Below are 25,294 nucleotides of genomic sequence, written 5' to 3' on the forward strand. Positions count from 1 at the left end.
GAAGAGGAAGGGGAAGGGGAAGGGGAAGGAAACATGGGACAGCGCGGTCTGCTGTCCGGCCGGGTCGCGCTCCTCACCGGGGCGGACCCCGCCGGGACGATGAAGAAGGTGCTCCTGGCACAGGGCGCCCGGGTGGCTGTGGCGGGCGCGACAGCCGACCTCACCACCGCCACCTCCTCCTCCGATCCCGAAGGCCGGGTGCTGGCCGTCCCCTGCCGCCCCGATGATCCGGCCGCGGTGGGCCGGGCGGTCGGCACCGTCGTCCGCCGCCTGGGGCGGCTCGACCACCTGGTGAACCTGGTGGCCGTTCCGCCCCGGCCCCGGCCGCTGATCGAACTGGACCCGCTGAGCCTGCGCGACGACCTGCAGCGGGACCTCGTCACACCCCTGACCTGGATCCAGCACGCCCACCGGCGGTGGATGGCCCACCACGGCGGCACGGTGGTCACCGCCGCGACGGACGTGGTCCGGGACGGGGCGCGGGGCACCGCCCTGGCCGCGCTGACCGAACTGACCGAATGGCTGGCGGCCGAGCTGGCGCCGCGCGTCGACGTCCATGCCGTCGTGCCCAGCCCGTCGCTCGACGGGGCCCGGTACCGGGCGCACCTCGCCGACGCGCTGCCCGGGCTGCTGACCCACGCCGCGTGCTCCGGGGCGCCGGGCGGAAGGGCCCCCGGCGAGCCCGTGCTCGGCCCGGTCCTCGTCCTGTCCGACCGCTGCACACCGCCGCGCCGGGCCGCCTGACCGGGGGCGAGGCGGCCGGCCCGCCGCCTGCCGGGCGGCAAACCACCGACCGCCGCCCGGCACGGCACGCACCCGGTCGGCCCTCCCGGAGCGGGCATGGACCCCGCATCTCCACCAAACCCGGAGGCCGACCGCCCGGCCCCGTGTCCGGAACGCGTAGATCGCCGGCAAGCGTGTCGATCGCGCACGGCAGGGGACTCGTGGGGCGTGTCGCCGTACGGAGGAGCCGATGACCCTCGACATCCGCCGGCCGCCCCCGCCGGGCCCGGCCTGGATCCCGCCGGGCGTGTACGCCCCGCAGCAGGACACGTGGCTGCTGGCCAGGGCCATGCGCCGTGAGGGGATCACCCCCGGCACCGACGTCCTGGACCTGTGCACCGGCAGCGGGGTCCTGGCACTGGAGGCCGCACGGCTCGGCGCGCGCGTCACCGCGGTCGACATCTCCTGGCGGGCGGTGCTCACCACCCGGGTGAACGCCCTGCTCAGCCGGCAGAGCATGAGCGTCCGCCACGGCGACCTCGCATCGGCCGTGCCGGGACACTCCTTCGACCTGGTGGTCAGCAATCCGCCGTACGTACCGTCCCCCGGCCGCGGATCCCCGCGCGGTGCCGCGCGCGCCTGGGACGCCGGCTGGGACGGCCGCCTGCTGCTGGACCGCGTCTGCGATGCCGCGGCGGCTCTGCTGCGCCCCCGGGGCGCCCTGCTGATGGTGCACTCCGGGCTGTGCGGGGTGCAGGACACCCTGGCCCGGCTCTCCGGGGCGGGGCTCAGCCCCACGGTCACGGACCGCGTCCTGATCCCTTTCGGCCAGGTGCTGAGGTCCCGGCTGTCCTGGCTGCGGCAGCGCGGTCTGCCCGCCGACGACATGCTGGAGGAGCTGGTGGTCGTCCGTGCCGTACGAGCGTGAACGCGTCTGCCGCATCCGTGCCGACCGGGACGGCCCGTTGCTGGTCGAGGGGCCGGTGGAGGTCATCGGTCCGGACGGCGAGGCCGTCGTGTGCCGGCGGTTCGTCGTGGCGGTGTGCACCTGCCGCCGCAGCCGTACGTATCCCTGGTGCGACACCAGCCACCGGCGCCGCTGCAGGACGGGAGACGAGCGCAACCCGGCCCGGGAGGAGACGCGCGAGTGACCAGCAGCCGAGCCGAGCCACGCCGGGTGAGCCCGCCACCGCCCCTCGCCAGGGGGCCGCTGTCGGGTGCCGTGCTCGGCGCGCTGCGCGGCAGGGGCTGCCCGCCGTCACCCGCCCCGGCGGCGGACGGCGATCCCTACGGTGAGGACCTGCAGCTGGCGCTGTACGTGCTGTACGAACTGCACTACCAGGGGTTCGAGGGGGTCGAGGACGACCTGGAGTGGGATCCCGCGGTTCTCGCCCTCCGCCGTCCCCTGGAGGACCGGTTCCTGCACGCCCTGCGCGCCGACGTCCCCACCGACGCCGGCGCGCAGGAGGCGCTGGACGAACTGCAGGTCGAACCGGCCGACGACGTCGGCACCGGAGTCACCCACTTCCTGCGGAACGAGGGCCGGCTGGGCCATCTGCTGGAGTACGCCGCGCTGCGGTCGCTGTACCACCTCAAGGAGGCCGACCCGCACGCCTGGGTGATCCCCCGGCTGCACGGCAGGGCCAAGGCGGCGATGGCGGCCGTGGAGTTCGACGAGTTCGGGGCCGGACGGGCCGACGAGATCCACGCCGGCCTCTTCGCCGACCTCATGGAGGACCTGGGGCTCACCACGGCCTACGGGCACTACCTGGAGGCCGCCCCCGCGGAGATGCTCGCCACGGTCAACCTGATGTCCCTGTTCGGCCTGCACCGGAGCCTGCGCGGGGCCCTGGCGGGCCACTTCGCGGCCGTCGAGGTCACCTCGTCCCCGGGCTCGCGCCGGCTGGCCGAGGCGCTGCGCCGGGTCGGCGCGGGCGGAGCCGCCGCACGCTTCTACGACGAGCACGTGGTGGCGGACGCGGTGCACGAGCAGGTCGTACGCCACGACGTGGTCGGGGGCCTGCTGGAGAGCGAACCCGGCCTGGAGGGCGACGTCGTGTTCGGCATCCGGGCCACGGGCTTTCTCGAGGACCGGCTCGCCGCCCGCCTCCTGGATGCCTGGCGCGCCGGGCGCACCGCCCTGCGCACCCCGGTGCCGCCGCGCTGACGGCGGATGCACGTCCCGTACGCGGCGGGGAAGGCGGAGGAGCCGCGGGCCGGCGCCGTGCTCACCCGGACGGGTGTACCGCGGCGGCGCGCGAGTGTTTCGCCGAGCCGGGGTACCCGCCCCGCCGACCCGAAGGGCAATGCATGACGGCGAGCGGTCGGCGAGCACCGCAGAAGGAGGCGTTCCGTGGACCGGGACCGGGACGAACGGCCCGACGACGGCATGGACGGGGGGCGCCGGCCGTCCGCCCCGCCGGCGGCCGCGGCCCGCCGGCCCGGGGAACGGCTCGCCGACGCGGCGGACGCACGGCTGCCCGTACTGGACGGCGCCGGGCGGCTGCTGCGCAAGGCGTTCCCCGAGCACTGGTCGTTCCTGCTCGGGGAGATCGCGCTCTACAGCCTGCTCGTCCTCGTCCTGACCGGCGTGTGGCTGACCTTCTTCTTCCACCCGGAGATGCGCGAAGTCGTCTACGACGGGCGGTACGTGCCGCTACGGGGCGTCCGTATGTCGTCGGCCTTCGACTCGACCCTGCGCATCAGCTTCGATGTGCGCGGCGGCCTCCTGATCCGGCAGATGCACCACTGGGCGGCCCTGGTGTTCGTCGCCGCGATCGGCGTGCACCTGCTGCGGATCTTCTTCACGGGCGCCTTCCGCAGGCCCCGCGAGATCAACTGGGTCATCGGGGTCACCCTGTTCCTGATCTCCCTCGCCGAGGGCTTCGCGGGCTACTCGCTCCCCGACGACCTCCTCTCCGGCACGGGGCTGCGCATCGCGGAGGGCATCATGCTGTCCCTGCCGGTCGTGGGGACGTACGTGAGCATGTTCGCCTTCGGGTCGCAGTTCCCCGGAGAGGACTTCATCAGCCGCCTCTACGGCCTGCACATCCTCCTGCTGCCCGGGGCGCTGATCGGTCTGGTCACCGTGCACCTGATCCTCGTGTTCCACCTGAAGCACACTCAGTGGCGCGGACCGGGGAGGACCGGCGGGAATGTGGTGGGCAAGCCGCTCTACCCGCAGTTCACGGCCTCCTCGACGGGACTGGCCCTCACCGTCTTCGGCGTGACGGCGCTGCTCGGGGGCCTCGCCCAGATCAACCCGGTGTGGACGTACGGGCCCTACCGGCCGGACCAGGCGTCGACGGGCTCACAGCCCGACTGGTACGTCGGCTTCCTGGAGGGCGCGCTCAGGCTCGTACCGCCCTGGGAGACGAACGTCGCCGGGCACACGCTCATGTGGAACGTCCTGCTGCCGGCCGTCGTCCTGCCGGCCCTGCTGTTCCTCGTGCTGTACGCCTACCCGTTCGTCGAGCAGCGGCTGACCGGGGAGTGGCGTGAGGAACGCCACCAGTGCGACCGGCCGCGGGACCGTCCCGTGCGCACCGGGCTCGGTGCCGCCGGCATCACCTTCTACGGCGTCCTGCTGCTGGCCGGCGGCAACGACATCATCGCGGACACCTTCAAGGTCTCCCTGAACGCCCTGACTTGGATCCTGCGCGTCTGCCTGATCGTGGCTCCGGTCCTGGCCTTCCTGCTCACCCGGCGGCTGTGCCACGCCCTGCTGGCGGCGGAGCAGCAGCGCCTGACCGAGGGGGAGGAGACCGGGGAGGTCCGCCAGACCGTGGAAGGCGGCTACGAGAGCGGCCACCGGCCCGTCACCCGGTTCCCGCCCGGAGCGCCCAGGAAGCCGCTCACTCCCCACGAGTCGCGTACTGGAACGCCATCCCGAGAACGCCCCGGACCAGTACGCCGATGCCGATGAGGAACAGCCACAGCCCGTAGACCACCCCCGTGGCGGCGACGGCGAAACCCAGCGCCGTGATCACGGGCCAGGGGCTGTGCGCGGGGAAGAAGTCCAGGGGGCCGGCTCCGTCCGCCACTTCGGCGTCCGTACGGTCCTGGGGGCGGCGCCCCCGGCGCCGGTACTGCACCGCGCAGAAGAAGGACACCAGGGCGGCCATGCCGAAGGCGATGATCAGTACCGCCGTACCGGCCGGCTCGCCCGACCACGCCCCGTACAGCGCGGCGGAGGCCCCGAAGAAGAGGGCGACGCCGCCGAAGAGCAGTGCCTCGATCTTCACCGCAGTCCCTCCTCCAGAGAGTGCCGCACGGTCTCGGGGTGGTGCAGGTCGAAGGCCGGCGACTCGGACCGCACGCGCGGCAGCGCCACGAAGTTGTGGCGCGGCGGCGGGCAGGACGTCGCCCACTCGAGCGCGCGGCCGAATCCCCAGGGATCGTCCGACGTGACGCGTTCACCGTGCCGGGCGGTGTGCCAGACGTTGTACAGGAACGGCAGCGTGGAGATCCCGAGCAGGAACGCCCCCGCGGACGACAGCGTGTTGAGCAGGGTGAAGCCGTCGGCCGGGAGGTAGTCGGCGAAGCGGCGCGGCATGCCCTCCGCGCCCAGCCAGTGCTGCACCAGGAAGGTCAGCTGGAAGCCGGGGAATAACAGCCAGAAGTGCACTTTGCCCAGCCGCTCGTCCAGCATCTTCCCGGTGAACTTCGGCCACCAGAAGTAGAAGCCCGCGAACATTGCGAAGACCACGGTGCCGAAGAGCACATAGTGCAGATGCGCCACGATGAAGTACGAGTCGGTGACGTGGAAGTCGAGCGGCGGGGAGGCGATGAGGACGCCGCTGAGCCCGCCCAGGAGGAACGACACGAGGAATCCGAGCGCCCACAGCATCGGCGTCTCGAACGACAGGGACCCCCGGTGCATCGTGCCGATCCACGCGAAGAACTTGATCCCGGTCGGCACCGCGATCAGGAACGACGTCAGGGAGAAGAACGGCAGCAGCACGGCCCCGGTGGCGAACATATGGTGCGCCCACACCACCGCCGAGAGCATGGTGATCGCGATCGTCGCACCGATCATCGGCAGATAGCCGAACTGGGGCTTGCGCGAGAAGACCGGGATGATCTCCGACACGACCCCGAAGAACGGCAGCGCCACGATGTAGACCTCCGGGTGGCCGAAGAACCAGAACAGGTGCTGCCACAGCAGGGCGCCGCCGTTCGTGGCGTCGAAGATGTGCGCCCCGAACTTGCGGTCCGCCTCCAGGCCGAGCAGCGCCGCCGTGAGGACGGGGAACGCGGGCAGCACCAGGATCGAGGTGAACAGGACGTTCCAGGTGAAGATCGGCATCCGGAACATGGTCATGCCGGGGGCCCGCAGACACATGACCGTGGAGATGAAGTTGACCGCGCCGAGCGTCGTGGACACGCCCGTCACCACGAGGCCCATCACCCAGAGGTCGCCACCGGCGCCGGGGGAGTGGTACGCGCTGTTCAGCGGGGCGTAGGCGAACCAGCCGAACGACGCGGCCCCACCGGGCACCACGAATCCCGACACGACCATGAGCCCGCCGAAGAGGTACATCCAGTACGACAGGGCGTTCAGGCGCGGGAACGCCACGTCCGGGGCGCCGATCTGCAGGGGCATCACCGCGTTGGCGAACCCGGCGAACATGGGCGTCGCGAAGAGCAGCATCATCACCGTGCCGTGCACCGTGAACAGCTGGTTGTAGACGTCCTGGGACATGAACTGCAGCCCGGGACGGGCCAGCTCGGCCCGCATCCCGAGGGCCAGCAGACCGGCGAAGAGGAAGAAGCAGAAGGCCGTGACCATGTAGAGACGGCCGATCACCTTGTGATCGGTCGTCGTGCTCCAGCGCAGCAGCGCCCGGCCGAGCGAGGGCACCGGAGCGGTCTTCCGCCGGGCAGCGGGCGAGCCCTTCGCCAGTTCCGTCATCGTCCTCCTCCACGGGCCGTCGCCCCGCGCGGCCGTAGGTCCGTCGCGTGGGCCGGACGGCACGCGAGCGCAGCGCGGGTGCCCCGGCCGCGCCGCGGGAAACCGGTCCGGGCGAAGAGGGGGACGGGGAGCCGGTCCCCGGCGACGGCGCCGGTCCTGACCACGACCGTTCGCCGCGACGGTATCGCCGGGACCCCGTGGCCGACGTCGCGCCACGCCTGCCGCGGGAGGGTTCACCAGGGTGGGCCGGGGCGGACGCACGCGACTCGGAGAGCGCGGACCTCCGTGGCGTGTTCGTCCGACGGGCAGGGGTACCCGGCCGCCCATGACTACGATCTCCGTGGAAACGATCGCCTCGGATGCCGCCTGGGGCGTGCTCGGCGCCTTCGTCGGCGGCCTCGTCGTCGCCGGTGCTCTGGTGTGGGCCGTCCGGCTGGGCATCAGGGTGCGCCGCCGGGAACCGGCACCGCCGCGGCGCTCCGACCATCCGAGCGTGCCGCCCTCCGGACCGGTCGGGGCATCCCGGGAGATGAGGGAGCCGAACGAGGTGCCGCGCGCAGAGGACGAGAGCGCACGCCTCACCCCGCACGAGATCCACGCCGCCGGGAGCAAACGCAGCGAGAACCAGGACCGTCCCCGCTGGAGCCCCGGATCCGGCGGCTCGTTCGGCAGCGGCGGTTCCGGCGCGACCTGATCCGCCGGGCGGACCGGTCGCGGCACGGGAGGGTCAGGAACGCGGCCCGCGGACCCCCTCGGCGCGCTCGGCGGCGTGCTTCTCCCTGATACGGGCCGCTTCCCTGCGGACCCCGGCCTGGGTGGCGCGCTCCTTCTCCAGCCACTCGGGCGGGTTCTGCTTCAACGCCTCGATCTGCTCGGTGGTGAGCGGTTCCGTGACCCCGCCGCGTGCGAGGCCCGCGATCGACACGCCCAACTTCGCCGCGACCACGGGCCGGGGGTGCGGGCCGTTGCGTCGCAGCTCCCGCAGCCACTCGGGCGGATCGGCCTGGAGCTCGTTCAGTTCGGTGCGCGAGACGCCGCCCTCCTGGAACTCGGCGGGGGTGGCGGGGAGGTACACACCCAGCTTCTTCGCCGCGGTCGCGGGCTTCATCGTCTGGGTGGTCGGGTGGGACGTCATGCTGTCAAGACTATCGGCCGTGTCGGGGGCCTCCGACCACGCACGGTAACCTGGGGTGCGTGACAGGCTCGGCAGCATCCCCGTCGTTCCGGCTCGCCTACGTCCCCGGGGTGACGCCCGCCAAGTGGGTACGGATCTGGAACGAGCGCCTGCCCCACGTCCCACTGACGCTCGTTCAGGTACCGGCCGCCGAGGCGGCCCAGGCGCTGCGCGACGGAGCGGCGGACGCGGGGCTGGTGAGGTTGCCGGTCGACCGCACGCTCTTCAGCGCGATCCCCCTCTACACCGAGACGACGGTGGTCGTGGTCCCCAGGGACCACGTCGTGACCGCGGCGGACGAGGTGTCCGTCGGGGATCTCGCCGACGACGTGGTGTTCCACCCGCTCGACGACGTCCTCGGCTGGGACCGGCCGCCCGGGCGGCCCGCGTTCGAGCGCCCCGCCACCACGGCGGACGCCGTCGAACTCGTGGCGGCGGGTGTGGGCCTCCTCGCCGTCCCCCAGTCCCTGGCGCGGCTGCACCATCGCCGCGACCTCACCTACCGGCCGATCGTGGACGCCCCGCAGTCGAGCGTCGCGCTGTCGTGGCCGGAGGACGCGAGCACCGACCTGGTCGAGGACTTCATCGGGATCGTCCGCGGGCGGACGGTCAACAGCACACGGGGCCGCGCTTCCGCCCACACCGCCACCGCGCAGCCGCAGCGGGGGCGCCCGGACGCGGTGGACGGCCGGCGCAAGCCCGCGGCGGGGAAGACGACGGGCAAGAGCACGACGGGCACGGGCACGACGGGCAAGAGCACACGGAGCAGTTCGGGCGCCGCCAAGGGCGGCCGGCGCGGCAGGCCTCGCCGCCGGTCGTAGCCGCGCTCCGGCGAGCCGTGCGGGACGGTGGCCGCAGCCCCAGTCTGGAGATATCGGTTCCGGACCCGGAGGGCGAGATGAACACCATGCACGCGGTACGAGGACACCGGCGCGGCGGCCCGGAACAGCTGACCTACGAGGTCGCCCCGCGCCCGGTGCCGGGCGCGGGCGAGGTGCTGGTCGCCGTCCGTTCCGCCTCGATCACCCTGGGTGAGCTGGACTGGGATGCGACCTGGACCGATCGCTTGGACGGCAGCGGAAACCCCCGTGTGCCGGTCATCCCCTCCAAGGAGGTGTCCGGGGCCGTGGCCGAGGCGGGTCCCGGGGTGACGGACTGGGCCGTGGGCGACGAGGTGTACGGGCTGATCCCGTTCACCCGGGACGGGGCGGCCGCCGAGTTCACCGCCGTTCCCGCGGCCGTGCTCGCCGCCAAGCCCCCGCGGCTCGACCACGACCACGCGGCGGCGCTGCCGCTCGCCGGGCTGACGGCGTGGCAGGGCCTGGTCCGGCACGGTGGTCTGCGGCCGGGTTCCCGGGTGCTGGTGCACGGCGGCTCGGGTGGTGTCGGTTCCCTCGCGGTCCAGATCGCGGTGGCGCTGGGCGCCTCGGTCATCGCGACCGCCACCGCGGAGGGCGCCGACTTCGTCCGTGCCCTGGGGGCCGATCAGGTGGTCGACTACCGCCTGCAGCGCTTCGAGGACCACGTCAAGGACGTCGACCTGGTCCTCGACACGGTGGGCGGGGACACCCAGGAGCGCTCCTGGCGGGTGCTGCGCCCCGGCGGTGTCCTGGTGAGCATCGTGTCCCCGCCGGACCCCTCGAAGGAGGGGGGCGTGTTCTTCGTCGTCGAGCCCGACCGGGCCGGCCTGGAGGAGCTGTCCCGGCTGGTCGCCGAGGGCAGGCTGGTCCCGCGCGTGGACCGCGTGGTACCGCTGGAGCGGGCCGCGGAGGCGTACGCGGCCCTGGAGGAGAGGCACCGGCGCGGGAAGATCGTGATCGAGGTGTCGTGACCGCCGGGCCGCACGCAGGCCCGGCGCCTACGACGACGCGGCAGCCGAGTCCACCAGCCACGCGTAGGCCGCGCGCGCCGTGAACTCCTCCTGCCCGCCGCGCAGCAGCAGGTCCGCGGTCGCGAACGCCGGATCGCCGGCCTGTGCGGCCACGTACGGGATCGCGATGCACCTCATCCCGGCAGCGTGTGCGGCGGCGGCGCCCGGCGCCGCGTCCTCCAGCACCACACAGTGGGCGAAGGGCGCACCGAGGCGCCGGGCGGCCTCCAGGAAGACGTCCGGTGCCGGCTTGCCGTGCGCGACCTCGTCCGCCGAGACCGCCGCCGCGAACCAGGACGCGAGCCCCGTACCCGCCAGGATCGCCTCGATGGCCTCCGGCGACGAGCCCGAGGCCACCGCCATCGGGACCCCCTCTCCGGCCAGCAGTTCCACGAACTTCCGCATCTCCGGGTAGACCGGGGTGGAGGCGCGGGCCAGATCCAGGTAGCGGCGGTTCGTCCCGGCGAGCAACTCCTCCAGCGAGGCCTCGATGCGGTAGCGCTCCTTCCACAGTTCGAGCGTCTCCCGCGTGCTGATGCCCACGTAGCGCTGGTGCTCCGCCCAGGTGAAGCCCGTGATGCCGTGCTCGGCGAGGAGCTGCCGCCCCGCCTCGAAGTAGTTGGGCTCGCTGTCCACGAGGGTTCCGTCGAGATCGAAGATGACCGCGGTGGCGCCGAGGATGCTCATGAGGTCAAGGATGCCAAGGGGGGTGGCGGGCCCTGCCCCGGCGGCTCGCCCGGTCCGGCGGCACCGGTGCGGTCAGTTCGCGGCCGCGCGGCCGATCGACTCCACCAGCGGCAGCAGCCGGTACGGCACACGCTCACGCAGGGCCACCTCGGTCCGGGTGCGGACGACCCCGGGCAGGCTGATCAGCGTCTGGATGACGTCCTCGAGGTGGGCGTTGTCCCGGGCCACGACCCGGGTCATCAGATCGCCGCCCCCGGTGATCGAGAACGCCTCCACGATCTCCGGCACGGCCGCGAGGGCGTCGCCGACGTCGTCCAGGTGCCCCTGCGTGACCTCGATGTGCACGAACGCGAGGACGGGGTGCCCCAGCGCGGCGGGGGACAGCGAAGGGCCCGTGCCGGTGATCACACCGTCGCGCTCCAGACGGTCCAGCCGGGCCTGCAGCGTGCCGCGGGCGATGCCGAGGATGCGCGCGTACTCGCGCACACTGGTCCGCGGTTCCTGGAGCAGCAGCCGCAGGATGCGGGTGTCGAGTTCGTCGACGGCCATGGTCCGTTGGCCTCCCGTGCGTACTGACGGATCGTCTTCGACTGTACCAATGGCTCAGTCGAATATGCGTCGGTTGAGCCACTGCCTCCGAGATGCTTTCCTTGTGTCCATTGATGGCGCCGCGTAGCGCAGGACCGGTGAAGAAGCCGGAATCCGTGCCCGCGGCGCCATTCCCATGTCCTGGCGTGGTGATGACGACGTGAAGCGGGAGCGGACTGCCGACGGTGAAGAAGATGTTCAGGGCTCCGGATCCGGGGCTGTTGCGGCTGCGGGTCGCGCTGCGCGCTGTGCTCGGCATCGGCCTGGCCGTCACCGTGTGCGAGGCGGCGGGGCTGTCCCTGGCCGCCGCCGTCGCCGGAGGGCTCGCCGCGCTCCTCGCGCTGTTCACGGTCGCCGACCCGACCGTGCGGGGCCAGGCGGTCACCACCGTGCTGCTGCCCGTCGCCGGCCTGCCCGTCCTGGCGTTCGCGACCTGGCTGCACGACGTGCCCGTGGTGCGGGACACGGTCTGGCTCGCGGTGGTCTTCGCGGGTGTCCACGCCCGTCGCTGGGGGCCGCGGGGCAACGCACTCGGCATCTTCGCGTTCATGGGCTTCTTCACCGCGCAGTTCCTGCACGCCGCCCCCGGTCTGCTCCCGGAGCTGTCCGCGGCCGTGGTGCTGTCACTGGCCGCCGCGTCGGCCGTGCGGTTCGGCGTGTGGTGCGTCGAGCGCCGTACGCCCCCGCCCGCCGCGCCCGCCCCGCTCGACGGGAAGGGGCTCGCGCGGCCGGCCACCCGCCAGGCCCTCCAGGCGACCGCCGCCTGTGCCGTGGCGGTCGCGGCGGGCCAGCTGCTGTCGCAGGAGCGCTGGTACTGGGCCGTCGGCACCGTCTGGTGGATCTTCGTGAACACGGCCTCCCGCGGCGAGACCCTCGTACGCGGCTTCCGGCGCGTTCTCGGCACGGTGACCGGCATCGCCGCCGGACTCCTGATCGCCGTCCCGCTGCACGGGGCCCCGGTGCCCACGGCGGCGCTCGCCGCCGTCTGCGTGTTCGGCGTCTTCTACACGGCGGCGCCCTCCTACAGCTGGATGATCTTCTTCGTCACCGTCCTGGCGGGCCTGCTGTACGGCCTCCTGGGCGTCCTGCGCCCGGGCCTGCTCGGTCTGCGCCTCGCGGAGACGGGCGTCGGGGCACTCGCGGCCGTGCTCGCCGTCGCCTTCGTCCTGCCGATCACCACGCACGCGGTCACCGACCAGTGGGTGCGCCGGGCCGTGCAGGCGGTGCACGACTGCACCGCCGCCTCGACACGGCGGCTGGCGGGCGACGCGGAGGCGGACCCGGCGTCCCGGGCGGCGGAGCTCGACGCGCTTCTGACGCGGGTGGGGCAGGCCCTCGCGCCGCTGGTGCATCCGCTCAGTCCGCTGCGGGCCCGCAAGGCGCGGGCCCGCAGCATCCTCGCGCTGCTGGACGTGTGCGCCCGGGAGACCCGCGGGCTGGCCGCCGTCGCCGCCGACCCGGAGGCATCGCACGACGCCCGTCTCACGGCCGCGTGCCGGCGCCTCGAGGCCGCGGTGGAGACCCTGCTCGGGGCGGTGCCCGAACGCGTCCTCACGGCCCCGGTGAGTGCCCCGGCGCACCACCCCGGCGCCGAGCGGGCCCTCACCCATCTCCACGGCCTCGAACGGGCGCTGGTCGCCCTGGCCGCACCTCTGTGCGCCGCGGTGCCGGCCCGAGCCTGACCTCTTTTGGTCTAGACCTGCGCTACCGTCGTCCCGGCATGCGTCGGCGAGAGGGGACGGCAGTGGCGGACGGCAGCGGGCGGCAGCGGCGGGCATACATCGGATCGTTCACGGCGGCGGGAGGGCACGGTGTCCTCGCGGCGGACGTGGACCCCGGCAGCGGCGCGCTCACCGTCCTCGGCGCCGCGGACGGCGTACCCGATCCGTCCTACCTCGCGGTGTCCGGGGACATGCTGTACGCGGTCAGCGAGACGGCGGACGGCGCGCTCGCCGCGTACCGCCTCGGCGGCGGCACACCCGAACTCGCCGGTGCGCCCGTCCCCGTCGGCGGCAGCGGGCCCACGCACCTGAGCGTGCACGCCGGCCACGTCCTGACCGCCAACTACGGCTCCGGCAGCATCACCGCCGTCCCGCTGCGGGGCGACGGCACCGTGGCGGACGCTCCCTCCGCCGTGCTCCGGCACCGCGGGTCGGGGCCGGTCCCGCAGCGCCAGCAGGGACCGCACACCCATCAGGTGCAGCCCGACCCGAGCGGGCGGTGGGTCGTCGGAGTCGACCTGGGCACGGACTCGGTCCTCGTGTGCGTGCTGGAGGGCGGTGCGTTGCGGCTGCACCGCGAGATCGCGCTGCGTCCCGGCGCCGGGCCGCGCCACCTGGCCTTCCACCCGGACGGGGACCGCGCCTACGTCCTCAACGAACTGACCCCGACCGTCACCGTCTGCCGCTGGGACGCCGGCAGCGGCGCCCTGGAGCCGGTCGCCGAGACGCCCGTGCTGCCGGACCCGCCTGCGGGCGACGCCTATCCCTCGGGGATCGCCGTCTCGCCCGACGGGCGCTTCGTGTGGACCGCCACGCGCGGCGCGGACGTGCTGTCCCTGCTCGCGGTCGAGGGCGACACGCTGAAGCCGGTCACCACGGTGCCGTGCGGAGGCGCCTGGCCGCGCGCGATCACCTTCTCGGACGGCTTCCTGTACGTCGCAAACGAACGCTCGGGCGATGTGACCTGGTTCGCCGTGGACCCCGGGACCGGGGTGCCGCGGCGGGGCGGATCGGTCCGGGCGCCGGCGGCTTCCTGTGTCGTCCTCGGCTGAACCGGACACCGGGGGACGGCTCCTGCCGCACCGCACCGGCGACCGCCTCCACACCCCGGCCCGGGAAGGCGAGGGCCCGCTCCGTCGGAGCGGGCCCTTGGGCGTACGGCAGCCCTCGGCAGTCCTCGTGCGGCTCAGCGGGTCGGCGGCTCAGCAGCTCAGCGGGTCGGCGTGCTCTGCGGCTGCTGCGGGGCGATGCCCAGCGCCGTCGTGTACTTGGCGAGCGCCAGCTTGCCGATCGCGGGGTAGGGGCCGAGGGGCTCGGCCGCGTCGCAGCCCGCCTCCTTGGCCGCCGCGGCCAGCAGTTCCGCGTCGAGTTCCGGGCCGATCAGGTAGGGCGCGAGCGCCAGTTGCTGGGAGCCCGAGGAGCGCAGTTGCTCCGCGACGTCCGTGATCGAGCCCTCCTGGTCCAGCGCCGCCGCCATCACCGGCACGGCGAGCCGCGCGGCCAGCAGCATGCCCGTGATCCCGGCCGCCTGCACGGCCTCCTCGCCGCCCACCGAGGCGAGGATGATGCCGTCCGCGGCCGTTGCCACGGTGAACAGCCGGGCACGGTCGGCGCGGGCCAGACCGGCCTCGGACAGGCGCACGTGCAGGGCCTCGGCGAGCAGCGGGTGCGGGCCGAGCGCATCGGTCAGATCGGCCGCGACACGGCTGTCCATGACGGCCTGGCGGATCCGGCGCAGCAGCGCGCTGTCCGGACCGGCCAGCAGCGGCACCACGACGGCGACGGGGCCCTCGGGCTCCTTCGTCTCCACGCCGGCGGCGACGGCCTGTTCGTAGCGCTCGGTGCGCTCCTCGGCCGCCTTGGTGAGAACGGACTGAAGGGAGGGGAACTCGGAGCCGTCCCCGTCCAGGTAGCCGATCCGGGCGTCGAGGCCGGGCAGCTCGGAACGAGCGATGCTCACGACCTCCTCGGCGAGGCTGCGCGTGGCGGTGCTGGGCGTGCCCGGCACCGCGAGGACGAGCGCGGGCGCGCCCTCGGGAGCCGCCACGGGTTCCGGGCGGCGGTGCCGGCCGGGCTGGCGGGGTCGCGGCATTCGTACTGGCAGGCCGGATGCGGGCCCAGTGGGGGAGCTCATGGCGCCGCATGCTACTGGCTTTCTGGGCTCCCTTGTTCGGTGAGGGTGCGGGTGAGCGGTATCCGTCCTGTTTTGTCTGATGAGTTACGTGCCGATGAGATGTGATCGGTACGGTCTGACCTTTCTGTCGTGCACCGGGAGCAACACCTCTCTCCCGGCAAGGGGGGTCACTCGCCCTTTTCGGGCATCACGCACAGCAGATGTCCGTCGCGCGGGAGTTCGAGCGTGTCGTTCGCGAGTGCGAGCGCGATGCGTACGGCGCCGTGCAGAGGGTCGCCCTCCGCGGGGGCCGTCCGGGCGTGCGGCAGGCATCGCGCCAACTCCTCGCGCAGCGGCGCCACGAGCACCTCTCCCATCCTGAACAGGCCGCCCGTGCAGGCGACCAGGGGCTCACCCGCGGCGGGGCACACGGCGGCCGCGGACTCGGCCATGTTCCGGGCCGCCGCGCGCAGGATTCCGGCCGCGACCGGGTCCTCGGCCGCGCAGCCGGCCACCTCCGGAGCGAACGAGGCGAGCACCGCGGGCCGGTCGGCGCGCGGGTAGACCTTCCCGGGCAGCCCGGCGACCGGCCCGAACACCGCCTCCGCCCGCCCCAGCAGGCGATCCGAACCGCCGGGCCGTCCGTCGCGGGCGCGCAGCGCCGCCTCCAGTCCCGCCCGGCCGATCCACGCGCCGCCCCCGCAGTCGCCCAGCAGATGGCCCCAGCCGTCCGCCCGGCGCCAGCTCCTGAGGTCCGTGCCGAGCGCGATCAGACCGGTGCCCGCGGCGATCACCGCTCCGGGACGCGCGCCGAGCGCGCCCGTGTAGGCGGTGACGGCATCCGCGGCCAGCGCCACCCTGCGCACGCCGAACTCACGGGCCAGCGCCAAAGGAAGCTCCGCTCGCAGGCGGTCGCCCAGTGAGGCGAGTCCGGCCGCCCCGATCGCGACCGCACACAGCCGGGGATCACCGGCGTCGCCCAGCAACCGCCGTGCCATCGGCAGCAGTTGCGCCAGCAGATGGCCGGCGTCGATGCCGCCGTCACCCGTGCGGACCGGTTCCCCGGACAGGGCCGGGGACGTCGCGGCCGAGGCCGGACCACCGCGCGGAGCGAGCACGACCCGCAGCCCGGAACCTCCGGAGTCCACGGCGAGGACGGCCTCCGGCACCCGCCCCGACGCCCCCGCCGCCGGGCCGTCCACGAGGCCCGGTCGCCTCACGGCAGTCGCCGGTCCACCGGCTGTGGCCCCTGCCGGATCAGCAGGTCGCCGTTCGAGGGCTGGGGCAGCCCCAGGTGACCCTGGCGGACTGGCTTGATCACTGGACGCAACAGGCTCCCCTCCCTCCCGGTGGCCGACTGCGCGATCCGCTGGACCGGCTGGACCGGCCCGATGACCTCGATGAGGAGGAAGAGTAGCGCCGAGGGCGGCGTCCGTGCGCGGGGCCTGCTGCGTTGTGCGGGACCCCGGTGTGTGCCAGTAGGGTGACGCGCTGTGGCACCACGACCCTTGCATGAACTTGTCGAAGCAGGCTGGGCGAAGGCTCTTGAACCCGCGGCCGAACGTATCGCTGCGATGGGGGACTTCCTCCGGGCCGAGATAGCGGCCGGCCGGACCTACCTTCCCTCCGGAGCGAATGTCCTGCGGGCCTTCCAGCAGCCCTTCGACGACGTCCGCGTCCTGATCGTCGGTCAGGATCCCTACCCCACCCCCGGGATGGCCATCGGGCTGAGTTTCGCGGTGGCGCCCGAGGTGCGTTCGCTGCCGGGCAGTCTGGAGAACATCTTCCGGGAGATGCACTCCGACCTGGGGCTGCCCAGGCCGTCCAACGGCGATCTGACGCCATGGACGCAGCAGGGCGTGCTGCTGCTCAACAGGGCGCTGACCACGGCCCCGCGCAAGCCGGGGGCGCACCGGGGCAAGGGCTGGGAGGAGGTCACCGAGCAGGCCATCCGGGCGCTGGCGGCGCGCGGCAAGCCGCTGGTGTCCATCCTGTGGGGGCGTGACGCGCGCAATCTGCGGCCGTTGCTCGGGGATCTCCCGGCGATCGAGTCCGCCCATCCGTCGCCGATGTCGGCGGACCGCGGTTTCTTCGGTTCGCGTCCGTTCAGCCGGGCCAACGACCTGCTGACCCGGCAGGGGGCGCAGCCGGTGGACTGGCGCCTGCCGTAGCGACGGCCTCCGCCGCGTCCGGGCCTCCTCGCCTCCTCGGCTGAGTACCGGCAGGTGTGATCACCGCCTGCACCCACGGCCGGTGGGCGCACGTCAGCTGCGCCCACCCTGCCGAGCCGCCGGGCTTGGCGCCGAGGTGTGTGCCACGAGCCAGTTGCCTGACGTCCTCAGTCGACACCCGCGGCATCGGCGCTTCGGCGGTCATTCTGGTGACATGTCCGGTCGGGAGCCCAATCCCCGTGCAGCGCGGCGCAGCTGACGGCGGATTTTTTTACCGGCTCAGTGGCTCAGTCACTGAGCCACCTCTTGTACTGATCGGTAGGTGTGCCCCATCCTCGGTACGCCGGTCGCCCGCCCAGCGCGCTGCGGCGGCAGTCAGTCCTGTGTGACGTTCGCCCTGCTCCGCTTACGGGAGGTCCCGTGTTTCCCTTGCGTCTTCGTGTCTCCGCGGCCGGCTGCGCGCTGGTTCTGGGAGCGTCGGCGGTGCTGCTCTCGAGCAGCACCGCCGTTGCGGCCCCGTCGAAGCCGGTCGTCCGCGAGAGCCCGGTCCGGGAGCCGATCCGCTCCGCAGGGGCCGCCGACGCGTCCGCGGGCCCGTTCGCCGAACCGGGTTTCGCCGCCGGCTGCACCTGGCACGAGTTCGGGGAGGGGGAGCAGCCGCCGTTGTGGCTGATGTTCACCGACCCGCTGTGCGTGGAGTACAGCAAGCGGGACATCACCGTCGACGACGGAGGGGCCCTGCGGTTCCTGGTGGCCGAACCCTCCCGGTTCGCCATCGCCATGCTGACCTGCCACTACTACCAGAAGGACCACTGGAGCGTGCAGTCCACCCACGGTGCGACGCCGTGGGTGGCGTGGGACGGTCAGTACTGGTGGGACAAGTCCGCGAGCCGGGCCGGAGCCCGCCTGACCAACTTCCGCATCGACGGACACACCGTGGGCATCGGGGACGCGGTCGCCGCCCTCGAACCGGTCTTCCCCGACGTCGCCCGCGCGCTGAGCGACTACGGTCAGGCCGCGGGCGAGACCGGACTGACCGTGTCCCTGCCGTACGACCTGCGCTGCGCACTGGCCGGGTGAGTCACCATGACCGGACCCGACCGCAGATCCATCCTCAAGGCACTGGTCGCCACGCTCGCAGGAGTGTCCGCCGGTGGTTTGGACACACCCGCGGCCGCCGCCGCATCCGAGAGCTGGACGACGCAGACCCTCGAGGCGTTCGCCGACACCCTGATCCCGGGCGAGCGCCGCTTTTCCGGTGACGTGGTGGTCGCCGGGGCGGTCACCGGCCCCGGTGCGGTGCAGGCCGGTGTCGTCGCCCTCCTCGAGTCGCCCGAACTGCCGGTGGCGCCGCTGCTGCCGGCGATCGCGGCGCTGCTGGACGCCCGCGCCGTCGCCTACGCCGCACTCCGGCTGATCTGGCTGTCACCGACGCACCCGCCTTTCGTGGGCCTGTCCTTCTCCGACCGCACCGCCCTGGTCGGCGGCCTGTTCGACCCAGACGACCCGGACCGGCCGATATGGCAGGTGATGAGTCTGCTGGTGGGGCTGGCGTTCGACACCGCCGGACAGCAGGACACCGTCGAGGCCCTCGGCCAGGGCCATCCCGGACTGACGTGGCTTCGTTTCCCCGGGCCGGACCCGGACGGCCTCTGGCGTTTCCCCGACTTCTCCTACGGCCGCCCGCTCGCGGAACTCCATCCGAACACGACCGCTTCCGGGAGCCCGGCATGACGGCGCAGACCACGGACGTCCTGGTGATCGGCAGCGGCTTCGGCGGCGCGATCCCGGCCTACTACCTCGCGGCGGGCGGAGCCCGCGTCACCGTTCTGGAGCGGGGCCCCCGTGCGGCCGCCGCCGACTTCACGCATTCGATGCGCCTGGGCACGTACAACAAGATCGTGGACGTGATCCGCGGCGACGGAGTCGCGGTGGTCGCCGGCAACTGCGTCGGCGGCGGGAGCGTCGTCTACTTCGCCGCCTCACTGCGCGCACCGTCCTTCGTCTTCGAGCGCCAGGGCAACCTCGGCCGCCGGCTGTGGCCGGCCGCCCTGACCCGGGCCGCCCTCGACCCCTGGTACGACCGGGTCGAGGAGGCGCTGCCGGTCACTCGGACCGACTGGCCGGACGTGTCCTATGCGGGCGGGGTCCTGGCCGCCGCCTGCCGGCGGGCCGGACACACCTGCAATCCCGTGCCGGTGGCGGTCGACACCACCGCCTGCACCAACTGCAACTGGATGCTCTCCGGCTGCCGCTTCGACGCCAAACGCTCCCTGCTGCTCAACTATCTGCCGGCGGCGGAGGCCCATGGCGCGGACATCCGCCCGCTGCACGAGGTGCAGACCATCACCCCGTCGCCGCTGTCCGGCCATCGCTACGCCGTCGGCTACACCGTCCTGGATCCCGACGACTACAGCTGCACCGCGCAGGCCGGCGTCATCCACGCCAAGGTCGTCGTCCTCGCCGCCGGCGCCGTGGGCACGCCCGTGATCCTCCAGCGCTCCGCTCCCCTCCTCGGGGGCATCCCGGCCGCCGTGGGGCGCTACTTCTCCGGCAACGGCGACCGCGTCAGCGTCGCCGACATCGTCGAGGACAAGGCGCGCTCCCTGCTGGGCCTGTCACGTCCCGACGGTTCCGCCTACCAGGGGCTGCCCGTGGGCCGGCCCATCACCGCCGCCACCTACGACCACCTGGACCCGACCGCCCCGGAGTACAGCCGCTTCACCCTCCAGCAGATCTACTTCCCCCCGCTGACCAACGTGCTGGCCCAGAGCGCCGGGTCACCCGCCTGGTTCGGCATCGAGAAGCGGAACATGCGGGCCCGGTGGCGCTCCTGGCTCACCCTGCTGGCCATGACCGAGGACGACAACGAAGGCACCTTCGGGGCCGTCCCGCTCACCGGCAGCTTCACCCGGCTGGCGCCCGGGCTCGGACTGGGCACGATGACCTACCAGCCCACCTCCCGTACCCGCCGGGCCTGGGACCGGGCCGACACCGCCCTGCGGGACATCCTGGAGAAGGACGGCCTCTCCCGGGTCCGCCCGTGGAGCGAGGACGTGTCCGGCACCGTCACGGCCCATCCGCTCGGCTCGGCGCGGATCGGCGACGATCCCGCCACCAGTGCGCTCACCGACGGCCACGAACTACGCGGCCACAGCGGGCTGTTCGTCACCGACGGCGCCGCCGTCCCCACCTCCCTCACCGTCAACCCCTCACTGACCATCGCGGCCCTGGCCGAACGCGCCGTCGCCACGATCGCCACCCGCGCCGCCGACGCCGGGGTCGCGCTCCGCCGCGACATCCCGCTGCCCGGCCGCTGACGGGGCCGTGGCCGGCAGCGGGACCAGCAGCGGGCCACTCACCCCTTCGCCGGGCGGTGAAAGGGCTGCGAAAGACCCGGCAGCACCCGATCCGTCCGCTCTTCCGCCTGAACGCAGATGCCGCCCCGCCGCTCAGCGGCGGGGCCGGCACCTGCGCGGGTGTCCGTCTCCCGCACGACCGTCCCGTCACGGGCCCCTGCCGGGACCCCACCCCGGACAACGGGGTGCGGGACGTGCGAACCACGACTTCGCGGCATATGAAGCCCATCACCGAAGGGATCGACATGGCAATCTCCCGTCGCAGGCTCCTGACGGCTGCCGGAGTGGCCGTGGTGGCCGCGGCCATCGACGTCGGAAGCCTGCGCGCCGTGGCCAGTGCCGCATCGCCGCCGCTCGGCACCGGTGCGGCGTTCGGGCTCACCACTCTGGACCAGACGGTGCAGATCGGCCCCGACCTGGGCATGGGGTACCACGGTGTGGCCGCCGGCCCCGGCGAACCGCACCTCATCCGCAACGACTTCGCCCTCACCACCACGCCGCAGGTCACCCGGTCGCTGATCGCCTTCGCCCAGATGTCCGACCTGCACATCGTCGACGACCAGTCCCCGCTGCGCGTCGAGTGCCTCGACCGGCTCGCCGACTACGGACCCCCGCACTACAACTCGTACCCGACCGAATCGGCGTACCGCGCGCACGAATTCCTTTCGACACAGACGACCGACGCGATGTGCCGAGCCGTCCGGCAGGTCCTCCGGAGTCCGCGGACCGGCACACCGCTGGCCTTCACCGTCGTCACGGGCGACGCGGTCGACAACTGCCAGTACAACGAGTCGCGGTGGTACATCGACCTGCTCGACGGCAACACGGTGCACCCGGACTCCGGTGACCTCACCACGGACGAGAGCGTGGCGAGCGGCCGGTTCGGGACGGACACCCACTACTGGCATCCGGAAGCACAGCAGACTCCGCCCGACAACAACGCACTCCACGGCTTTCCGATCGTGAGCGGTCTGCTGAAGGGCGCCCGCAGACCGTTCACGGCGACCGGGCTGGGCATGCCCTGGTACGCCGCCTACGGCAACCACGATGCGCTCGTCCAAGGCAACGTCCCGATCGACGTTCTCCCCTTCGACCCGCTCAAGAGCATCGCCACGGGCTCCACCAAACTGACGGAGATCGAGGGACTCCCGGACGTCTTCGACAACACCACGACGTACTACCTGAACCTGCTGAAGGACATCCTGACAGGCGAGTTCACCCTCCAGACCGCCCACGTGACAAAGGACCCGTCCCGGCGGCTGCTCACGCGGAGCGACTTCATCGCCGAGCACTTCGACACCACCGGTGCCCCGCGCGGGCACGGGTTCACATCCGGCAGCGACCGGGCCTACTATGCGATCCCCTCGGGACCGAACGACATGTTCCAGTTCCTGGTGCTGGACACGACCAACACCAGCGGCGGCGCCAACGGCGCCATCGACCAGGACCAGTGGAACTGGCTGAACGCCCAGCTCCAGGCCAACAGCTCACGCTACGAACTGGACGACTCCGACGGCAGCCGGGCCAGGACGGTCGTCAACCAGCCCGGGGTGACCGACAAATTCATCGTCATCTGCTGCCATCACACGCTCGGCTCCATGGACAACACGGACAGCGGGTCCCCGTACGGCGGCACGGAACTCCGCAACCTGCTGCTGCGCTTCCCCAACGTGATACTCATGGTCGACGGCCACACGCACACCAACAACATCTGGGCCCACAAGGCTTCCTGGCCGTCCGCCATCGGCAACGGCTTCTGGGAGGTGAACACGGCCTCGCACATCGACTGGCCCATCCAGAGCCGGATCTTCGAGATCGCCGAAGGCGATGGCATCCTGTCGATCTTCACGACCATGGTCGACTCCGACGCACCGCTGTCGTGCAACGGGGACACCAGCACCCCCGCCGCACTCGCCTCGTTGGGACGCGAACTGGCGGCCAACGACCTCCAGGCGGTGGCGGCCGGTATCGGCAAGCGCCGTGGAACAGCAGACGCCCGCAACACACAACTGCTCCTCCCCGCTCCCTTTTCCCTGCCCGCCGGACGCGGCACGCCGCTTCCGAGCGCCGGCTGGCCGGTGGTTCAGCAGGGGGCGAGCGGTGAGCGGGTCAGGACCGCGCAATACCTGCTCAGCGCCCGGGGGGCCGCGCTGAGCGTGGACGGCTCCTTCGGTCCGGCCACCGACAGCGCGGTGCGGTCCTTCCAGTCCAGCCGCGGTCTGTCCGCCGACGGGATCGTCGGACCCGCGACCTGGCGGGCCCTCGCCGTCGTGATGCAGCAGGGCAGCAGCGGGCCCGCGGTGACGGCGTTGCAGCGCCAGCTCAACGCCCACGGGGCCGCGCTGAGCGTGGACGGCTCCTTCGGTCCGGCCACCGACAGCGCGGTGCGGTCCTTCCAGTCCGCACACAGCCTGCCGGCCGACGGGGTCGTCGCGTCCACGACCTGGCAGACGCTGACCGCGCTGTGACGCGGACCGCCCACGGGACTGCCGACCGGCCGACGCCGACCCGCTGGTGCCGCGGGGCGGGAACGCGGCACTGCGCGGGCGGCTGACCGGGAACGGCGCGGTACCGTCGGCGGATGGCAGGTGCGCCCCGTGGCGATCTCCAGGCCCAGCCGGGTTCGACGATCTCATGCAGCGGTCGTGGTGCCAGGGGCGTCACTGAGTGCTGCCGGTGCGGAGCTGTTCACGGTCAGGCGTCGCCTCAGCCGATCACCGCCGCTCGTACGCACAGCACGTCCGGCAGATGGGAGGCGAGTTGCCGCCAGCTGTCGCCGTCGTCCGCCGACGCGTACACCTCGCCGTTGCGGTTGCCGAAGTACACGCCCGCGGGGTCCGCGTCGTCCGTGCACAGGGCGTCGCGCAGCACCGTGCCGTAGTGGTCCTCGCGCGGCAGGCCCGCCGTGAGCGCCTCCCACGTCGCGCCCGCGTCCGTCGTGCGGAAGACGCGGCACCGGCGGTCGGCCGGGACACGGTCCGAGTCCGCGGTGATCGGGAAGACGTACGCCGTGTCCCCGCGGTGCGGATGGGCGGCCACGGCGAACCCGAACGTCGACGGCAGCCCCTCACCGATGTCCGTCCAGTGGGCGCCCGCGTCGTCGCTTCGGTACACCCCCCAGTGGTTCTGCAGATACAGCCGGTCCGGGTTCGCCGCGTCCCGGGCGATCTTGTGCACGCACTGGCCGAACTCCGGGTTCGGGTCGGGCAGGAACACCGCGGAGACACCGGAGTTGGACGGCTCCCAGCTGGCACCCCCGTCCTGGGTCCGGAACACCCCGGCCGTCGACACAGCGACCGTCACCGCCTTCGGATCCCGCTTGTCGGTGAGTACGGTGTGCAGACCTTCGCCCCCGCCGCCCGGCACCCATTTGCCGCGCGTCGGATGCTCCCACAGGGGGCGGACGAGCTCGAAGCTCTCGCCCCGGTCCTCGGAGCGGTAGAGCGCGGCCGGTTCCGTGCCCGCGTACACCACGTCCGGCTCGGCGGCGGCCGGGTGCAACTGCCATACGCGCTCCAGCGAAGCGCCCGTGTCCTTGGGGAACCGGACGGCGGGCTGCGCCGGCTCGGTCCAGGTGCGGCCCAGGTCGTCGGAGTGGAAGACGGACGGTCCCCAGTGCGAGCTGTCCCCTCCGGCCAGCAGACGCGGGGTGCCGCCCCGGGTGTCGATGGCGACCGAGTAGACGGCTTGCGCGTTGAAGCACGGACCGTCGTCGAACTCCCAGGCGCCGCCCCGTCGTCGTGCGATGAACAGTCCCTTGCGAGTACCTACGGTGAGCAGTACGTCGGCCATGCCGACCACCTCCGAAACGCCGTTGTTCCAGACATGGGCCAGTCTGCACCCCGGCACTGACAGTCACCTCCGTGTGCGGTTTCCGTGCAGGTCGGCGCCGTGTTGCCGCGAGCTGGAGGGAGATGCCGCGGCGGGCCGGGCCGGCGGGCCGGGCCGGTGGGCCGGATCCCCGTGCGCCCGGACCCGGACGCACGGGGATCCGGCCGGTTGACGGACATCACGTGAGCACGGGCCCGCCGGCACGCGTATGGGAGGGCGGCCGGGCGTGTGCCCGCGTGAGGAGGATGGCATCGATGAGACGGCCGGCATCGGTGACGGCGTTCCGCGGCCCCGCGGTGTGGCTGTGGCGGTGGCGGCGCAATCCGCTGCGGCGCCGCAGCGATGTGCTGGAGGCGTGGCTCGTGCTCGCGGTCTGGGTCCTGATCGTGGTCGGCGGCGTGCTGACGGGACTGGCGGCGACCCACGCGGTGGAGCGCGGCATGGCCCGGGAGCGGGCCGAGTGGCGCCCGGTGGTGGCCCTGCTCAGCCAGGACGCGCCGCGGGCGGCCGCCGCGACGGTGCCCCGTCCGGCACGGGTGTGGGCGAAGGTGCGCTGGACCGGAACGGACGGCTCGCCCCACTCCGGCCTGGCCCGCGTCGCCGCCGGCAGCCCGACGGGCACGGCCGTCACCGTGTGGACCGACCGTGACGGGTTTCTGGTGTCACGGCCCGCGACCGCGTCCGAGGCCCGGACGCGCGCGGCCGCGGTCGGCGTGCTGGTGGGAGTGGGCGTGGCGGCGGTCCCCTTCGCGGGCGGGCGGATCGTTCGCGGCCGGCTGGAGCGGCGCCGCATGGCGCAGTGGGACGAGGCATGGGCGCGGTTCGGGCCGACGTGGGGGCACAAGACGGGCTGACGCGGTCGTGCGGGCCGCTCGCCCAGCGGGAACGACGGGCTTCCGGACACCCGGCCGGGCACCGGCCGCCGACGGCACCGGCGTGCGGCCGACGGCACCGGATCGACAGGCAACGGCACCGGCGTGCGGCCGACGGCACCGGATCGACAGGCAACGGCACCGGCGTGCGGCCGAAGGCACCGGCCGCCGAAGGCAGCGGCGTGCGACCGAAGGCACAATCGACGGGCGACGGCACCGGCTTGCGGCCGACGGCACGGGATCGACGGCCGACGACACCGCCCAGGACGTT

The 25,294-nt window shown here is 73.1% G+C and carries 24 protein-coding genes; 16 read left to right on the forward strand and 8 right to left on the reverse strand.

All coding sequences use genetic code 11. The annotated features are described in order from the left end of the window. Positions 1–33: 33 nt before the first annotated feature. From ACZ79I_RS36830 to qcrB, 5 genes are all read left to right on the forward strand, one after another. Positions 34–744 carry an SDR family oxidoreductase gene (locus ACZ79I_RS36830; protein ID WP_471503662.1) on the forward strand — a complete coding sequence of 237 codons (711 nt, stop codon included), beginning with the start codon at positions 34–36 and terminating at the stop codon, positions 742–744. Between the two features lie 229 nt (positions 745–973). Continuing rightward, a complete protein-coding gene (locus tag ACZ79I_RS36835) occupies positions 974–1,651 on the forward strand; it encodes a HemK2/MTQ2 family protein methyltransferase (protein ID WP_471503664.1) in 678 nt (225 codons plus the stop codon). Then, a complete protein-coding gene (locus ACZ79I_RS36840) occupies positions 1,635–1,874 on the forward strand; it encodes a CDGSH iron-sulfur domain-containing protein (protein ID WP_471503666.1) in 240 nt (79 codons plus the stop codon). Before ACZ79I_RS36835 ends, ACZ79I_RS36840 begins: the two co-directional genes overlap by 17 nt. Beyond that, complete coding sequence (locus ACZ79I_RS36845) at positions 1,871–2,890, forward strand: iron-containing redox enzyme family protein (protein ID WP_471503668.1); 1,020 nt, start codon at positions 1,871–1,873, stop codon at positions 2,888–2,890. The genes ACZ79I_RS36840 and ACZ79I_RS36845 overlap by 4 nt, the downstream gene beginning before the upstream one ends. Positions 2,891–3,112: 222 nt before the next feature. Further along, positions 3,113–4,648 carry a cytochrome bc1 complex cytochrome b subunit gene (qcrB, locus tag ACZ79I_RS36850; protein WP_471505459.1) on the forward strand — a complete coding sequence of 512 codons (1,536 nt, stop codon included), beginning with the start codon at positions 3,113–3,115 and terminating at the stop codon, positions 4,646–4,648. On the opposite strand, the gene ctaF is transcribed toward qcrB, so the two are convergent. Both ctaF and ctaD read right to left on the reverse strand, forming a co-directional pair. Beyond that, on the reverse strand, positions 4,578–4,967 hold the full coding sequence (ctaF, locus tag ACZ79I_RS36855) for an aa3-type cytochrome oxidase subunit IV (protein WP_471503670.1): 390 nt from the start codon (positions 4,965–4,967) through the stop codon (positions 4,578–4,580). The genes qcrB and ctaF overlap by 71 nt on opposite strands. Continuing rightward, positions 4,964–6,637: an aa3-type cytochrome oxidase subunit I gene (ctaD, locus tag ACZ79I_RS36860; RefSeq protein WP_471503672.1), complete on the reverse strand. Its 1,674-nt coding sequence runs from the start codon at positions 6,635–6,637 to the stop codon at positions 4,964–4,966. The genes ctaF and ctaD overlap by 4 nt, the downstream gene beginning before the upstream one ends. A 325-nt stretch (positions 6,638–6,962) precedes the next feature. Between ctaD and ACZ79I_RS36865 the strand changes: the two genes are divergently transcribed. Further along, the gene (locus ACZ79I_RS36865; RefSeq protein ID WP_471503674.1) at positions 6,963–7,331 is read left to right on the forward strand and encodes a DUF6479 family protein; all 369 of its coding nucleotides are present in this window, start codon (positions 6,963–6,965) and stop codon (positions 7,329–7,331) included. Positions 7,332–7,364: 33 nt separating this feature from the next. Here the strand turns inward: ACZ79I_RS36865 and ACZ79I_RS36870 are convergent, their stop codons facing one another. Beyond that, complete coding sequence (locus ACZ79I_RS36870) at positions 7,365–7,772, reverse strand: DUF5997 family protein (RefSeq protein WP_471503676.1); 408 nt, start codon at positions 7,770–7,772, stop codon at positions 7,365–7,367. A gap of 59 nt (positions 7,773–7,831) precedes the next feature. On the opposite strand from ACZ79I_RS36870, the gene ACZ79I_RS36875 reads away from it, so the two are divergent. Together ACZ79I_RS36875 and ACZ79I_RS36880 are read left to right on the forward strand one after the other, a co-directional pair. Further along, a complete protein-coding gene (locus tag ACZ79I_RS36875; RefSeq protein WP_471503678.1) occupies positions 7,832–8,632 on the forward strand; it encodes a LysR substrate-binding domain-containing protein in 801 nt (266 codons plus the stop codon). A gap of 77 nt (positions 8,633–8,709) precedes the next feature. Next, complete coding sequence (locus ACZ79I_RS36880) at positions 8,710–9,642, forward strand: NADP-dependent oxidoreductase (RefSeq protein ID WP_471503679.1); 933 nt, start codon at positions 8,710–8,712, stop codon at positions 9,640–9,642. Between the two features lie 27 nt (positions 9,643–9,669). Here ACZ79I_RS36880 and ACZ79I_RS36885 read toward each other — a convergent pair whose 3' ends face one another. Together ACZ79I_RS36885 and ACZ79I_RS36890 are read right to left on the reverse strand one after the other, a co-directional pair. Then, positions 9,670–10,368 (reverse strand): HAD family hydrolase, encoded by a 699-nt coding sequence (locus ACZ79I_RS36885; protein ID WP_471503681.1) that lies wholly within the window; start codon positions 10,366–10,368, stop codon positions 9,670–9,672. A 72-nt stretch (positions 10,369–10,440) separates the two neighbouring features. Further along, the gene (locus ACZ79I_RS36890) at positions 10,441–10,917 is read right to left on the reverse strand and encodes an Lrp/AsnC family transcriptional regulator (RefSeq protein ID WP_471503683.1); all 477 of its coding nucleotides are present in this window, start codon (positions 10,915–10,917) and stop codon (positions 10,441–10,443) included. A gap of 233 nt (positions 10,918–11,150) precedes the next feature. Between ACZ79I_RS36890 and ACZ79I_RS36895 the strand changes: the two genes are divergently transcribed. Both ACZ79I_RS36895 and ACZ79I_RS36900 read left to right on the forward strand, forming a co-directional pair. Further along, complete coding sequence (locus tag ACZ79I_RS36895; protein ID WP_471503685.1) at positions 11,151–12,638, forward strand: FUSC family protein; 1,488 nt, start codon at positions 11,151–11,153, stop codon at positions 12,636–12,638. Positions 12,639–12,700: 62 nt separating this feature from the next. Next, positions 12,701–13,729, forward strand: a complete 1,029-nt coding sequence (locus tag ACZ79I_RS36900) for a lactonase family protein (RefSeq protein WP_471503687.1) — start codon at positions 12,701–12,703, stop codon at positions 13,727–13,729. A 158-nt stretch (positions 13,730–13,887) separates the two neighbouring features. Here the strand turns inward: ACZ79I_RS36900 and ACZ79I_RS36905 are convergent, their stop codons facing one another. Both ACZ79I_RS36905 and ACZ79I_RS36910 read right to left on the reverse strand, forming a co-directional pair. Next, positions 13,888–14,811 (reverse strand): sirohydrochlorin chelatase, encoded by a 924-nt coding sequence (locus ACZ79I_RS36905; protein WP_471503689.1) that lies wholly within the window; start codon positions 14,809–14,811, stop codon positions 13,888–13,890. Positions 14,812–14,978: 167 nt separating this feature from the next. Beyond that, a complete protein-coding gene (locus ACZ79I_RS36910) occupies positions 14,979–16,010 on the reverse strand; it encodes an N-acetylglucosamine kinase (RefSeq protein WP_471503691.1) in 1,032 nt (343 codons plus the stop codon). Between the two features lie 273 nt (positions 16,011–16,283). On the opposite strand from ACZ79I_RS36910, the gene ACZ79I_RS36915 reads away from it, so the two are divergent. From ACZ79I_RS36915 to ACZ79I_RS36935, 5 genes are all read left to right on the forward strand, one after another. Further along, positions 16,284–16,961 carry a uracil-DNA glycosylase gene (locus ACZ79I_RS36915; RefSeq protein WP_471503693.1) on the forward strand — a complete coding sequence of 226 codons (678 nt, stop codon included), beginning with the start codon at positions 16,284–16,286 and terminating at the stop codon, positions 16,959–16,961. Positions 16,962–17,444: 483 nt separating this feature from the next. Continuing rightward, positions 17,445–18,041: a hypothetical protein gene (locus tag ACZ79I_RS36920; protein ID WP_471503694.1), complete on the forward strand. Its 597-nt coding sequence runs from the start codon at positions 17,445–17,447 to the stop codon at positions 18,039–18,041. A gap of 6 nt (positions 18,042–18,047) precedes the next feature. Continuing rightward, a complete protein-coding gene (locus ACZ79I_RS36925; protein ID WP_471503696.1) occupies positions 18,048–18,695 on the forward strand; it encodes a DUF5987 family protein in 648 nt (215 codons plus the stop codon). Next, on the forward strand, positions 18,692–20,281 hold the full coding sequence (locus ACZ79I_RS36930; RefSeq protein WP_471503698.1) for an FAD-dependent oxidoreductase: 1,590 nt from the start codon (positions 18,692–18,694) through the stop codon (positions 20,279–20,281). The genes ACZ79I_RS36925 and ACZ79I_RS36930 overlap by 4 nt, the downstream gene beginning before the upstream one ends. A 284-nt stretch (positions 20,282–20,565) precedes the next feature. Continuing rightward, entirely contained in the window at positions 20,566–22,788 is a 2,223-nt protein-coding gene (locus ACZ79I_RS36935) for a TIGR03767 family metallophosphoesterase (protein ID WP_471503700.1), read from the forward strand. A gap of 238 nt (positions 22,789–23,026) precedes the next feature. Here the strand turns inward: ACZ79I_RS36935 and ACZ79I_RS36940 are convergent, their stop codons facing one another. Beyond that, entirely contained in the window at positions 23,027–24,169 is a 1,143-nt protein-coding gene (locus tag ACZ79I_RS36940; RefSeq protein WP_471503701.1) for a WD40/YVTN/BNR-like repeat-containing protein, read from the reverse strand. 236 nt (positions 24,170–24,405) lie between these two features. Here ACZ79I_RS36940 and ACZ79I_RS36945 point away from each other — a divergent pair, with 236 nt between their 5' ends. After that, positions 24,406–25,005, forward strand: coding sequence for an Rv1733c family protein (locus tag ACZ79I_RS36945; protein ID WP_471503703.1), 600 nt, complete (start codon positions 24,406–24,408; stop codon positions 25,003–25,005). Positions 25,006–25,294 lie beyond the last annotated feature (289 nt).

The sequence above is a fragment of the Streptomyces sp. PSU-S4-23 genome (genome assembly GCF_055632315.1).

Excerpts from the sequence above, each read along its gene's own strand:
- ACZ79I_RS36935 (WP_471503700.1), top strand. The coding sequence starts at position 20,566 with ATGGCAATCTCCCGTCGCAGGCTCCTGACGGCTGCCGGAGTGGCCGTG.
- ACZ79I_RS36830 (WP_471503662.1), top strand. The coding sequence starts at position 34 with ATGGGACAGCGCGGTCTGCTGTCCGGCCGGGTCGCGCTCCTCACCGGG.
- ACZ79I_RS36945 (WP_471503703.1), top strand. The coding sequence starts at position 24,406 with ATGAGACGGCCGGCATCGGTGACGGCGTTCCGCGGCCCCGCGGTGTGG.
- ACZ79I_RS36930 (WP_471503698.1), top strand. The coding sequence starts at position 18,692 with ATGACGGCGCAGACCACGGACGTCCTGGTGATCGGCAGCGGCTTCGGC.
- qcrB (WP_471505459.1), top strand. The coding sequence starts at position 3,113 with ATGGACGGGGGGCGCCGGCCGTCCGCCCCGCCGGCGGCCGCGGCCCGC.
- ctaD (WP_471503672.1), bottom strand. The coding sequence starts at position 6,637 with ATGACGGAACTGGCGAAGGGCTCGCCCGCTGCCCGGCGGAAGACCGCT.
- ACZ79I_RS36895 (WP_471503685.1), top strand. The coding sequence starts at position 11,151 with ATGTTCAGGGCTCCGGATCCGGGGCTGTTGCGGCTGCGGGTCGCGCTG.
- ACZ79I_RS36835 (WP_471503664.1), top strand. The coding sequence starts at position 974 with ATGACCCTCGACATCCGCCGGCCGCCCCCGCCGGGCCCGGCCTGGATC.
- ACZ79I_RS36925 (WP_471503696.1), top strand. The coding sequence starts at position 18,048 with ATGACCGGACCCGACCGCAGATCCATCCTCAAGGCACTGGTCGCCACG.
- ACZ79I_RS36870 (WP_471503676.1), bottom strand. The coding sequence starts at position 7,772 with ATGACGTCCCACCCGACCACCCAGACGATGAAGCCCGCGACCGCGGCG.
- ACZ79I_RS36865 (WP_471503674.1), top strand. The coding sequence starts at position 6,963 with ATGACTACGATCTCCGTGGAAACGATCGCCTCGGATGCCGCCTGGGGC.
- ACZ79I_RS36880 (WP_471503679.1), top strand. The coding sequence starts at position 8,710 with ATGAACACCATGCACGCGGTACGAGGACACCGGCGCGGCGGCCCGGAA.
- ACZ79I_RS36885 (WP_471503681.1), bottom strand. The coding sequence starts at position 10,368 with ATGAGCATCCTCGGCGCCACCGCGGTCATCTTCGATCTCGACGGAACC.
- ACZ79I_RS36890 (WP_471503683.1), bottom strand. The coding sequence starts at position 10,917 with ATGGCCGTCGACGAACTCGACACCCGCATCCTGCGGCTGCTGCTCCAG.
- ACZ79I_RS36905 (WP_471503689.1), bottom strand. The coding sequence starts at position 14,811 with ATGAGCTCCCCCACTGGGCCCGCATCCGGCCTGCCAGTACGAATGCCG.